Origin of the sequence: Vibrio palustris, from assembly GCF_024346995.1 — a bacterium.
Classification (GTDB): Bacteria; Pseudomonadota; Gammaproteobacteria; order Enterobacterales; family Vibrionaceae; genus Vibrio; species Vibrio palustris.
Map to the genome: position 1 here is coordinate 354,413 of NZ_AP024887.1, position 12,603 is coordinate 367,015.

Annotated in this window: 12 protein-coding genes; 6 read left to right on the forward strand and 6 right to left on the reverse strand. The window is 44.2% G+C overall.

Going from position 1 to position 12,603, the window contains the following annotated elements; translation table 11 throughout:
* Positions 1-54: 54 nt before the first annotated feature.
* On the reverse strand, positions 55-1,284 hold the full coding sequence (gene arcA / locus OCU30_RS01675; protein WP_077315305.1) for an arginine deiminase: 1,230 nt from the start codon (positions 1,282-1,284) through the stop codon (positions 55-57).
* Between the two features lie 267 nt (positions 1,285-1,551).
* Here arcA and rraB point away from each other — a divergent pair, with 267 nt between their 5' ends.
* Together rraB and OCU30_RS01685 are read left to right on the forward strand one after the other, a co-directional pair.
* On the forward strand, positions 1,552-1,962 hold the full coding sequence (rraB, locus tag OCU30_RS01680) for a ribonuclease E inhibitor RraB (protein WP_077315306.1): 411 nt from the start codon (positions 1,552-1,554) through the stop codon (positions 1,960-1,962).
* A 110-nt stretch (positions 1,963-2,072) separates the two neighbouring features.
* Positions 2,073-2,816, forward strand: a complete 744-nt coding sequence (locus OCU30_RS01685) for a glycosyl hydrolase 2 galactose-binding domain-containing protein (RefSeq protein WP_077315307.1) — start codon at positions 2,073-2,075, stop codon at positions 2,814-2,816.
* A gap of 88 nt (positions 2,817-2,904) precedes the next feature.
* Here the strand turns inward: OCU30_RS01685 and OCU30_RS01690 are convergent, their stop codons facing one another.
* The 4 genes from OCU30_RS01690 to argR form a co-directional block, all read right to left on the reverse strand.
* Positions 2,905-3,342 (reverse strand): universal stress protein, encoded by a 438-nt coding sequence (locus OCU30_RS01690; RefSeq protein ID WP_077315308.1) that lies wholly within the window; start codon positions 3,340-3,342, stop codon positions 2,905-2,907.
* Positions 3,343-3,400: 58 nt separating this feature from the next.
* On the reverse strand, positions 3,401-5,968 hold the full coding sequence (locus OCU30_RS01695; RefSeq protein ID WP_077315309.1) for a TRAP transporter permease: 2,568 nt from the start codon (positions 5,966-5,968) through the stop codon (positions 3,401-3,403).
* 160 nt (positions 5,969-6,128) lie between these two features.
* Positions 6,129-7,097, reverse strand: coding sequence for a TAXI family TRAP transporter solute-binding subunit (locus tag OCU30_RS01700; protein ID WP_077315310.1), 969 nt, complete (start codon positions 7,095-7,097; stop codon positions 6,129-6,131).
* A 336-nt stretch (positions 7,098-7,433) separates the two neighbouring features.
* Positions 7,434-7,904: a transcriptional regulator ArgR gene (gene argR / locus OCU30_RS01705; protein ID WP_077315311.1), complete on the reverse strand. Its 471-nt coding sequence runs from the start codon at positions 7,902-7,904 to the stop codon at positions 7,434-7,436.
* Positions 7,905-8,237: 333 nt separating this feature from the next.
* Between argR and mdh the strand changes: the two genes are divergently transcribed.
* Positions 8,238-9,176, forward strand: coding sequence for a malate dehydrogenase (gene mdh / locus OCU30_RS01710; protein WP_077315312.1), 939 nt, complete (start codon positions 8,238-8,240; stop codon positions 9,174-9,176).
* A gap of 91 nt (positions 9,177-9,267) precedes the next feature.
* Here the strand turns inward: mdh and ispB are convergent, their stop codons facing one another.
* Positions 9,268-10,239 carry an octaprenyl diphosphate synthase gene (gene ispB, locus OCU30_RS01715; protein WP_077315313.1) on the reverse strand — a complete coding sequence of 324 codons (972 nt, stop codon included), beginning with the start codon at positions 10,237-10,239 and terminating at the stop codon, positions 9,268-9,270.
* A 273-nt stretch (positions 10,240-10,512) separates the two neighbouring features.
* Here ispB and rplU point away from each other — a divergent pair, with 273 nt between their 5' ends.
* From rplU to cgtA, 3 genes are all read left to right on the forward strand, one after another.
* On the forward strand, positions 10,513-10,824 hold the full coding sequence (gene rplU / locus OCU30_RS01720) for a 50S ribosomal protein L21 (protein ID WP_077315314.1): 312 nt from the start codon (positions 10,513-10,515) through the stop codon (positions 10,822-10,824).
* A gap of 20 nt (positions 10,825-10,844) precedes the next feature.
* Entirely contained in the window at positions 10,845-11,102 is a 258-nt protein-coding gene (gene rpmA / locus OCU30_RS01725; RefSeq protein ID WP_077315315.1) for a 50S ribosomal protein L27, read from the forward strand.
* Between the two features lie 211 nt (positions 11,103-11,313).
* On the forward strand, positions 11,314-12,483 hold the full coding sequence (cgtA, locus tag OCU30_RS01730) for an Obg family GTPase CgtA (RefSeq protein WP_077315316.1): 1,170 nt from the start codon (positions 11,314-11,316) through the stop codon (positions 12,481-12,483).
* Positions 12,484-12,603 lie beyond the last annotated feature (120 nt).

Below are 12,603 nucleotides of genomic sequence, written 5' to 3' on the forward strand. Positions count from 1 at the left end.
GAAGAGCATAATAATCCGCGACGCCAAGCGGTGTCGCGGATTAAATCATACTGGTTAGATTGTTAATCCATCTCGCTCAAGAGGACAACTCATACATCGTGCCCCGCCGCGCCCCCGACCGAGTTCATTTCCAGGTACCGTCAGTACTTTAATCCCAGCCTTGTCGTATTTCTCATTGGTATAGACATTACGCTCATAACCAATCACCACCCCAGGACGAACGGTGAGTACGTTATTGGCATCATTCCATTGCTCGCGCTCCGCTTCGTAACTATTACCCCCTGTGGTAATAATATTAAGATGATCAACGTCGAGCGCGGATTCTATTGCGTTTACATAATCATGGGATGCTTCTGCTCGTAAGCCGTGGCCGTTGTCATTAGGGGTTAAACGCCAGGTTTCGAGATCACTGCGCATAATTTCTGGGTACACCGAAAAGATATTCGTATCCATATGTGTGATAACCGTGTCTAAATGCATACAGGATCGATGTTTAGGTAAATTAATCGCGATGACTTCTTTGGCTTGGCCATGTTGAAACAGATTGGCAGCTAAGTTTTCTATGCCTTGAGCTGAGGTGCGCTCCGACATACCAACTAATACTGAACCATTACCAATCACTAACACATCGCCACCTTCGATATTGGCGTTGTCATAGTGCAAATCATCATCACCAAAATATTTAATGAAATCTTGCCCAGCAAAGAGCGGATGCCAACGATAAATCGCGCGTAAGTGATTGGTTTCTCTTTGGCGTGCCTTTTTACTCATAGGGTTTAATGATACGCCTTGGTAAATCCAGCATGAGGTATCGCGAGTAAATAAATGATTAGGCAGTGGCTCAATGACAAAATCGAGCGGATGATGCATGCTGGGTAGCATGGATGATGATGTAAGTGGTAGTTCAGAGTAGGCCAGCCCACCGAGGAGTAAGGTAGCAAGGTGAGCATGATCCTGACTGGCAAGATACTGACGTAGTTCTTGGGCGAAAGTAGGGCCATAGCGAAAATAAGAAATCTGCGTGTTCAGTAACCACTGCTTGGCTTCTGGTATGGCCAACGTCTGTTCTAATAGATCGTGTAGCATAAGAACGTCGACGCCCTGATCTCGCAGAGTCTGAGCAAAGACATCGTGTTCTTTGCCTGCTTCCTCGACGGCAAGCACGTCATCAAATAATAAATCATGACAATTTGATGGCGTGAGATGAGTAAGTGCCCGTTCTGGGCGATTGAGTAAGACTCGGCGTAGTTGGCCGACTTCTGACCCTACATACAGCTGGCTCATTGGATTTCCTTCCACATTTTCCTACCCTAGTTATGACAAGTTTGCCGCCAACTTGCAAGGGGTTACGCTGGATTGAGCACGACCCAGTATGCATACTGAGTATGGAAACGATGTGATAAAGGGGATTTGACTATATTCGCTTAAAAATACCAGATAAGTTGTCAAAAAAGATCCACCAAGATCCGTCTTGTGGGTGGTAATCTGCGGCGATCCGTGCCATATTTCGCACCAGAAAACCGATCCTATTTTGACTATCCGGAGCACACTATGTCTCACGAAGATGATTATCTATCTGTAGAAGAATTAATCGAGATCCAAAAAGAAGAAACTCGAGATATTATTCAAGCTTTATTAGAAGATGGTAGTGATCCCGATGCGCTATACGATATCGAGCATCATTTATTTGCAGAACAATTCGAGACTTTAGAAAAAGCCGCCGTCGATGCCTTTAAGTTGGGCTTTGAAGTATTAGAAGCGGAAGAAACTGAAGACGAAGAAGGTAACAAACTGTTATGTTTTGATGCCACTATGCAATCGACATTAGATCCTGAAGCGATTGATGCGCAAGTCGAAAAAATGATTCATCTCGCTGAAAAATTTGACATTATTTATGATGGTTGGGGGACGTTTTACGAAGGTGAAGATGCGCTTTACCCAGAAGAAGACGACGAAGAATAACGATAAATTAGATACTCATCTAGTTTCCTAATAAATGCCAGTGCTGACACTGGCATTTTTATTTTCAGTTCGATATAAAGGACTGATAAAATTCCATACGATAGTAATTTATGCAGTTGATCCTCGCCCAGCCTTGGCAATTATCTCCCTTGACCGACCTCTCTTTACCGCAAAATGATCTTATTCTCCCGGCACCGTTAAGTGCAGCTTTGCCAGATAGTGTCTCTGAAAGCGATGTTATGAAGCAAGAGTGGCACTTGATGCATGATATTGAGGTAGAAGACGCCATCCATTGCCGTATTGCCGCTTATGATTTAATTCTTGATGGTATTGAATATTATGCAGAGGTGAGAATTAATGGCGTGGCGGTATTGGATTGCGATCGCACACAGCGACAATACCGAAAAGATATTACCTCACTTATCAATGTGGGCAAAAATCGTATTGAAATCCTGTTTGTACAGGAAGACGACGATTTATTAGATGATGAATGTAAGGCCATGATTCTACCAAGTCGTGACGTACGTTTAGGCATATGGCAAGCCCCTCGCATTGAGTTAATCAAACATGTGCGTTTATGCAGTGTGACCACCGAGCAGGTATGGCACCATGGCGATGTATGCGAGTTATTAGTGGCGGTGAACTATGAAGTATTAAAGTCTGATTTGCTTGCAGCTACCGTAAAATTCGCTGGATTATCGTATCAAGTTCCATTAGATATGCGCGCAAACACAGCGCAGAGTATTTTTTATATCGATGCGCCGCAGCGTTATTGTTCAGATGATCCTGATTCTGATTATCAAGTCCACGTCGAGGTGGATGAGCAGGTTATCGTCACGTCGGTACGGTTTTAGTTATCAAGTGGTGTAGATAGAGCTGACAGAATGTCTGTGTAGTCGGAATACGACCCAAAAGGGCCGTATCATTATCGTTGCTGATAACCTATGGGGTAGGCTTTAAAACCAAGACATGTACAGGGGAGTGCTCGACAACTTTGCTGGCAACAGAGCCTAACACCACTTTATTTACAGTTGAACGCTTATGGCTTGGCATAACAATAAGATCGATATTGTGCTGCTCTGCGTATTCAATAATCGTCGTGTATGGACGCCCTTCAGCCACATAGGTATGACACTCGATGTCTGTATCCACATGGGCTTGCGCAAATTGCTGGAGTTGCACGCTCGTGTCCGCTTTCATTTTATGGGCGGCGTCTTTCGGGAAATAAGAGGCAACCATAGAGAGATGAATGCCTGGGACGACGGTAATAAGATGCAATTGACTACCGCTTTGTTTCGCGAGCCATACAGCTTGTGCTACGGCTTTATCGCAAAACCCTTTCTCATTAAGATCGACTGGAACAAGAATGTTGTTGTACATAGAGCTCTCTCTGTATTAAAGACATAAAAGAATGCCTGACCGGAGCCAGGCATTGAGATTATTGCTTTTTCTTTGCGCGTCTTCTTTGATTCCACGCCAGTAAAAGTGTCAAAAATAGTGCAGGGATAAATACCCACTCTTTTAATGGACGGTCGTTTTCAATAATGAGATTTTTAATCTCCCAATCAAAATCAATCCCGGCTTTTTCCGCGGGGCTACCAAATTCCACCATATCAACTTTCATTTGATCTGGCTGAGGACTTAACATAAGTCCCATCGAGTCAATACGAGCTTGCGCTGTCTTGGCGTCGTCTTCAAATGGTAACGTCACTACTTTTGATACATGGTCACCATCAAGCGTATCGCCGGCAACCAGCATTTTGATGGGATGACCGACTTGTGCCTTAGCGACGACTTGTTCTAGCTGAGTACCAGGCACCGTTTGTGTCGCGGGATAAACCATATCCCACCAAAAACCAGGACGGAAGAATGTGAAGGTTAGGGCAAGCAGCAATACGGTTTCCCACCACTTGGTTTTTGTAAACCAAAAGCCTTGGGTGGCCGCAGAAAATAACAACATAGCGGTCACGGCCGAGAAAATGGTAAGAGCTAAATGCCACCATGTATCAATACCAATTAATAATAAGTTGGTATTAAACACAAACATAAAGGGCAAAATTGCAGTACGAATATCGTAGGTGAACCCTTGTATACCAGTCTTAATCGGATCGGATTTGGCAATTGCAGCCGCCGCAAAAGCAGCCAAACCAACAGGGGGAGTGTCGTCTGCAAGAATACCGAAATAAAACACAAACAAGTGCACAGCAATCAGTGGGATGATTAATCCGTGTTGAGCACCTAAGGTCACGATGACTGGAGCCATTAGCGTGGAAACCACGATATAGTTAGCAGTGGTTGGCAAGCCCATACCTAAAACCAGGCTAATTACTGCGGTAAAGAGCAGCATTAATATGACACTACCACCGGAGATGAACTCGACAAAATCGGTCATGACTAAGCCAATCCCGGTTAGCGTCACTACGCCCACGACGGTACCAGCTGCTGCTGTGGCAACACCAATGCCAATCATATTACGAGCGCCAGAGACTAGGCTATCTAATAGGTCTTGAACACCGACTTTAAAGGCTTTTGCTGTGTCATTGCTTTGCTGGAAGTAAGCCATTAACGGACGTTGCGTCAAAATGATAAAAATCATAAAGACCGTCGCCCAAAACGCCGATAAACCTGGCGAGAAGCGCTCTACCGTCAAACACCATACCAAGACAACAATCGGCAATAAGAAGTGCAGACCCGATTTCACCGTCGGTCCTGTTTCTGGGACTTCTGTCATGTCTTCAGCCAATTCTTGTGCGTGCTCTTGGTATTTCGACGATAGCTTAACAAGGAAAAAGTAAGCGATGAGCAGAGCGCCAGACATCAGCGGAGTGGCGGCATCACCAAAGGCGTCTTTTGTCCAGCCCACACCATAGTAGATCGCAACACTTAATACACAAAGACCAAGTAATGTGGTTAAGAACGACGTAAAGCCTTGTAAGGCGGTTTTAGTGGTACGGCGCGGTAGGCCAACCATTCCGGCTTTGCAGGCTTCTAAGTGCACAATATACAGTAGCGCGATATAAGAAATTAACGCGGGTAAAATGGCTGCTTTAATGACTTCTACGTAAGAAATACCGACATATTCCACCATCAAGAAAGCGGCAGCTCCCATAATTGGCGGAGTCAGCTGACCATTGGTTGATGCGGCAACTTCCACAGCACCGGCTTTTTCTGCAGGAAAGCCGACTTTTTTCATTAGTGGAATAGTGAACGTACCCGTAGTCACGACATTGGCAATAGAAGAGCCTGAGACTAAACCCGATAAACCGGAAGCAACCACTGCAGCTTTAGCTGGGCCTCCTTTCATGTGTCCCAATAGTGAAAACGCGACACGGATAAAGTATGAGCCGGCCCCAGCACGTTCTAACATGGCGCCGAATAATACAAATAGGAAAACGAACGAGGTGGAAACGCCGAGGGCAACGCCAAACACACCTTCAGTCGTCAGCCAAAGATGCGACATCGCTTTATTTAAGCTTGCGCCTTTATGAGCAATCACATCGGGCATGTAGGGACCGGCGAATGTGTACAATAAGAAAACACAGGCTACGGCCATTAATGGTGGCCCAAGGGCACGACGTGTTGCTTCTAATAGCAGCACCATACCTATAACCGCGACGACAATATCGAGTGTCGTGGGGGCCCCAGAGCGATTGGCGAGCGCTTCATAAAATAGATAAATATAAGCGGCCGAAAATCCACCTAATAACGATAAGATCCAATCTGCCGCTGGAATACGATCGCGAGGCGAGCCTTTAAAAGCAGGGTAGGCTGTAAACGCCAAAAAAATCGCAAACATAAGGTGGATCGAACGAGCTTCGGTATCGTTCAAGACCCCAAAATTAAAAATGAATGGTAGTGGTGAGGCATACCATAGTTGGAACAGTGACCAACACAGCGGCACAAACCAGAGAATTCTGCCGGGGATTCCGCCAGGATTACGCGCGCCCGAATCAGTTTGCGCGACCATCTCTTGCACGTCAGGAGACGACGTTTGAGTCTGCGACATGTACTTTTCCTTATTATTTATAGTATTGAATATTTGGAATGAACAATGTTTTCTAGGTCTGAAAACAAAAGCTAACACACAAGGGAGTCGGTGCTAGTTAATAGGCAGGAAGAATACCTTCCTGCCAAAGTTGTACTGATTACATCGAGCTAACGTGGTGTTATTTTAGTAAGCCGACTTCTTTGTAATACTTAACTGCACCAGGGTGAAGAGGAATAGAGATACCGTTTGTTACCATATCTTCTTTCTTCAAGTGGGCAAATGCTGGATGTAAACGTTTGAATGTTGAAAAGTTCTCAAACACGGCTTTCGCAACATTATAAGCAACTTTATCGGATACATCAGTGCTGGTAACCATTGTCGCGGCGACACCAAAGCTTTTCACATCTTTGTCTGTACCACGATACATACCCGCTGGTACGTTGGTGTAAGTATAGTATGGATGCTCTTTAACGATTTTATCGATTTCAGGGCCGGTTGCAGGGACTAATTTTGCGTCACACGATGTGGTTGCTTCTTTGATAGAACCATTCGGGTGACCGACCATGTAAATAAAGGCATCGATTTTGTTATCACATAGTGCTTGAGAACGTTCAGACCCTTTTAGTTCAGACGCTAACGTAAAGCTGTCTTTTGTCCAACCAAATGCATTCATGACGACTTTCATGGTTGCACGGTCACCAGAACCTGGGTTACCGATGTTGACACGTTTACCTGCTAGATCGCTAACGTTATTGATACCTGAATCGGCACGCGCAATGATGTTGAAAGGTTCAGTATGCAAAGAGAACATTGCACGTAGTTTTTTGTAGGGGCCTTGCTCTTTAAATTGGCTTGTGCCGTTATAACCATGATATTGCCAATCAGATTGTACAATACCAAAATCCAACTCACCGGCACGGATAGTGTTGACGTTGTAGATAGAGCCACCAGTGGACTCAACCGAACAACGAATATCATGGGATTTGCGTTCTTTATTAACCAGTTTACAAATCGCACCGCCTGTTGGGTAATAAACACCCGTCACTGAACCAGTACCTATTGTAATGAATTCTTGTGCGCTGACTGAGCTTGCACCAAAAGCAGCCGTGGCGATCACGCCAACCTGAAATAGCTTATGTAATTTCATGAGTTCCTTTCCTTTGTTTTTACTCTCGTTGCTTGATTGAGGTAACCAAACAGCCCCATCGTTGGAGCTCAAGATTCCCATTGCAAAAGTGCATGGAATTGAATAGATCATACCAAAAATTGAGTAGAAAAATGCGGGGGAGGTGGCGATTGTATTAAGACAAGGAGAATAAAGATTCGTAAATATTATGTAAATTAGAGATAATTTAATTAAAAATCATTAGGTTACATTAAATATCTAGCCTTGCTCTTAATTTTTACTAATGTGATCTATCTCACACACTTTTAACTCTGTGTATGAGATAGAGAACCATAACTGTGCGCTGTGACAAGAATATTAGCCAGCGTATTCAAATAATTCACAGACAGATGCGAACAATTGTTCTGTCGGAATATCTGCTGTTGGCGTGATGAAAATCGTGTCATCGCCCGCGACAACACCTAGAATCCCTTCCGATTTTCCTAGCGAATCTAATAAGCGTGCAATTAATTGCGCTGCGCCTGGGCCGGTGTGAATCACGACAAGTGCTGGGTTATGATCGACATCAAGTACTAACTCTCTTAATGAGCTCGATACTGTCGGCACGCCAAGCTCTGCAGGTAAACAATACACCATTTCCATTTTTGCATTACGAGTACGTACAGCGCCAAACTTAGTGAGCATTCGTGATACTTTCGATTGGTTAATATTATCGAACCCTTCATTCTTGAGTGCGTCGACAATATCGCCTTGTGAGCCAAAGCGCTCTTCTTTTAGTAAGGCTTTAAAAGCGCGAACTAGGCTATCTTGTTTATCTGTATTTCGCATGTCTGTTCTTATTCATTTAATAACGGAAAGGATGATGCATATTCTCGCATAGCTATGCATATTTCGCCAACTTCTTAATGAAATGTCTCTAAAACCCTTTCTTGTACCACAAATTTTTACATTATTATTATGAGTTTTATTGGTGATTTCTCAGATTATATTCATAATCACGTCCCCTTTGTGAAGCGTGTCAGAACCTCGATGGCTCACTTTTGCAAATGGTCATTTAATAGACTGTAATTGAATCGTTTATTAAATGACCATCATCGAAAAACGTATGTCTAGCTTATGAATCTAGCCTGATCAGACCTAAGGGTCTTGAGGAGAAATTGCATGAAAGTTGCTGTTATTGGTGCTGCCGGTGGTATTGGCCAAGCTCTTGCCTTACTACTAAAAAATCGACTACCTGCCGGTTCTAATTTGGCGTTGTATGATATAGCACCTGTGACTCCCGGAGTTGCGGCTGATCTTAGTCATATTCCTACGCCTGTCTCGATCAAAGGGTATTGTGGAGAAGATCCCTCTCCGGCGTTACGGGGCGCTGATGTGGTTTTGATTTCGGCTGGCGTCGCTCGCAAGCCTGGAATGGACCGTTCTGATTTATTTAATGTTAATGCGGGCATAGTAAAATCCATTGCTGAAAAAGTGGCAGAGTGTTGTCCGAAAGCATGCATTGGACTGATTACTAACCCTGTGAATACAACCGTACCGATTTTTGCTGAAGTAATGAAAAAAGCAGGAGTGTATGACAAAACCAAATTATTTGGGGTCACAACTCTTGATGTGATTCGCGCAGAAACGTTTGTTGCGGAGTTGAAAGGTAAAGACTCACGGGAAGTACGAGTCCCTGTGATTGGAGGGCATTCGGGCGTGACGATTTTACCTTTATTGTCTCAGGTCCAAGGTGTTGAGTTTTCTGAAGAAGAAGTTGATGCCTTGACGCGCCGTATTCAAAATGCCGGCACAGAAGTGGTTGAAGCTAAAGCAGGGGCAGGATCTGCAACATTATCAATGGGGCAGGCTGCTTGTCGTTTCGGGTTGGCATTGGTTGACGCCTTGCAAGGTAAAGAAAATATCATTGAGTATGCTTATGTAGAAAGCGGTAGTCCTCATGCAACCTTCTTCGCCCAGCCAGTCAAACTGGGTAAAACTGGAGCAGAAGCGGTCTTAGAGTACGGCAAACTTAGTTCTTATGAACAAACGGCACTTGATGGCATGTTAGAGGTATTGCAGAGCGATATTCAAGCTGGGATCGATTTTACGCAAGCATAAAGATCAGGCTGGTTGTGACTGAGTGATATTAAATGATTAAGCCGGCGCACTTGTGCGTCGGCTTAATCATATTTGCTTTTGTGCCTACGAGTTACTTCGTACGATTGACAGCCATATGCGCCAAGGTAACCAGCGCCTGTTTATAGTCACTCTCAGGCAAGATAGCGAGTTCAGCAATCGCTTTGTCTGCTTCTTCTTGTGCCTTTTGCGAGGTATAAGCCAGAGAGCCGGCTTGATCCATTGCCGCAAGAATCTCATCAAGATGATCCATACCATTGGCGTGTTCGATCGCATCGCGGATCAATTGAGTTTGTTTGGGATCACCGTGACGCATTGCGTGCAGTAGCGGGAGCGTCGGTTTGCCTTCGGCAAGGTCATCGCCCACATTCTTACCCATATCTTTGCCATCTGAGGCGTAATCCATCACATCATCAACCAACTGGAATGCAGTACCAAGGTAGCGACCATAATTTTTCAAAGCGTTCTCGACAGGCTCTGGCGCTTCGACCAATAGAGCACCAATTTGTGTCGCCGCTTCAAATAATCGTGCGGTTTTTGAATAAATCACCTGCATGTAGCTTGCTTCACTTGTGTCAGGATCATTACAGTTCATTAGCTGCTGCACTTCACCTTCTGCGATTACATTCACCGCATCACTCATGACTTCCAAGATTTTTAATGATCCAAGTTGAGTCATCATTTGGAAAGAGCGAGTGTAGATATAATCACCAACAAGAACACTTGCGGCATTACCAAATGCGGCGTTAGCCGTCGCTTTACCGCGGCGCATATCGGATTCATCCACCACATCATCATGCAGAAGTGTTGCGGTATGAATAAACTCGATAAACGCGGCGGCAAGCGTATGTTTATCACCCTCATAATCAAGGGCTTTAGCTGACAAAAGTGCCAGTAATGGGCGTAGGCGTTTGCCTCCGCCACTCACAATATAAAAACCAAGTTGGTTTATGAGGGAGACATCTGAGTTCAATTGCGCTTGAATGATTTCATTCACTTTTGCCATATCATTGGCAGTAAGCGCTTGGATAGCTTTAAAATCCATGGTAAATCCGGCTGAAGTTGTAGCTGTGACAGCGTGTATGTGCTTCGGTAATTCCTGAATAATACACTAAAAAACGTTGATTAATATATGTCAGAAAGGCATGATCTCGTCACTTTTCTTTGGCGATTAGCTTTTCGCCAATTTTTTTTAAATATGGCTTGTCATAGGGATGCCATTCGAGTAGAATCTGCGCCCTATTGATGATTAGTTTAGCGCACACCCAAAATGCCAAAATATTACGCATACGGCTGTGCGGAAAAAGCGGAGTAAAATATGTACGCTGTTTTCCAATCTGGTGGTAAACAACACCGTGTAAGCGAAGGTCAAACCCTTCGTTTAGAGAAATTAGACGTTGAAACTGGTGCAACTGTTGAATTTGATAAAGTTCTTTTAGTTGCTAACGGTGAAGAAATTCAAGTTGGTGCACCTCTTTTAGAAGGTGGCAAAGTGACTGCAGAAGTTGTACAACACGGTCGTGGCGACAAAATTAAAGTCGTTAAATTCCGTCGTCGTAAGCATTCTCGTCAACAGCAAGGTCACCGTCAGTGGTTCACGGAAGTGAAAATCACTGGTATCAACGCTTAAGTTATTAGGAGAGTCTAAGAATGGCACACAAAAAAGCTGGTGGTTCTACTCGTAACGGTCGCGATTCAGAAAGTAAACGCCTAGGTGTTAAACGTTTCGGTGGCGAATCTGTTCTTGCAGGTAACATCATTGTTCGTCAACGTGGTACTAAATTCCACGCTGGTAACAACGTTGGTATCGGTAAAGACCACACTCTATTTGCTTTATCTGACGGTAAAGTTAAATTTGAAGTGAAAGGTCCTAAGAGCCGTAAATTCGTTAGCATCGATTCTGAATAAGTTTAGTTTCTAACTGAATTTAAAAGCCCTGCCGTTAGGTGGGGTTTTTTATTTATCTAGCGATCAAAAATGATCGTGGTATAAATAATAAGAGAGACGCAATAATACTGAATGTGGTAAGTGGAATTCAGCGGTCATTTGACCTTAGTTCTGCTATTATTTATATCATTGTCAGTAAATGATATTGCAACGCAAATATGCGGAGTAAGAGATGAAATTCGTTGATGAAGCGGTAGTAAAGGTTCAAGCAGGAGACGGCGGTAACGGTATCGTGAGTTTCTGGCGTGAAAAATTTGTTGCCAAAGGCGGCCCTGATGGCGGCGACGGTGGCGATGGCGGCGATATTTATATCGAAGCTGATGAAAACCTTAACACCCTTATCGATTACCATTTCCAGCGCTTTTATTCAGCCGACCGTGGTAAAAACGGTGGTGGCGGTAACTGTACTGGTAAGCGTGGTAATGACAAAGTAATGCGTGTGCCAATAGGGACACGTGCAATTGATATCCACACGAATGAAGTTGTGGGTGAAGTTGCTGAACATGGTAAACGTGTCATGATCGCGAAAGGCGGTTGGCACGGTCTAGGTAATACCCGATTTAAATCGTCTGTTAACCGTGCACCACGTCAAAAAACAATGGGAACGAAAGGGGAAGTTCGTGAACTTCGTCTTGAGCTACTCTTGTTAGCGGATGTGGGTATGCTTGGTTTACCAAATGCGGGTAAATCGACCTTTATTCGTTCTGTTTCTGCGGCGAAACCCAAAGTGGCTGATTATCCATTTACCACCTTAGTTCCAAGCTTAGGTGTTGTCAGTGTATTACCAGAGAAAAGCTTTGTTGTTGCAGATATTCCAGGCCTTATTGAAGGTGCTGCCGATGGTGCCGGACTGGGTATTCGATTCTTGAAGCACTTAGAGCGTTGTCGCGCACTATTGCACATGATCGACATTATGCCTGTTGATCAAAGTGATCCCGTGCAAAATGCCCTGACGGTGATTGACGAACTTGAACAATACAGCGACAAACTGGCGGATAAGCCACGTTGGTTAGTATTTAATAAAGTTGATCTGCTTCCTGAAGAAGAAGCCGATGAGATCATTAATAATGTCGTTGAAGCGCTTGGCTGGGACGATCGTTACTACCGTATCTCTGCGATCAACCGTAATGGTACGAAAGATCTGTGCATGCAGTTAGCTGAATTCATTGAAACAGTACCGCGTGAAGAGCAGACCGTGACAACGGAAGAATCGAAAGTTGATTTCATGTGGGATGATTACCATGAAACAGCGATGCAGAGTGAAAACGTTGTAACAGAAGATGATTGGGATGACTGGGACGATGAAGAGGATGACGGCCACGTTATCTACGTTCGTGAGTAATATCTCGATATTTCTTGATAAGCCGCAATACCTATTGCGGCTTTTTTATGTCTAAATAACACTCATGGACTGAGTAATAGGGTATAAGCTCGTGTGTATTCTCAGTTGGTGTGAGTGAAG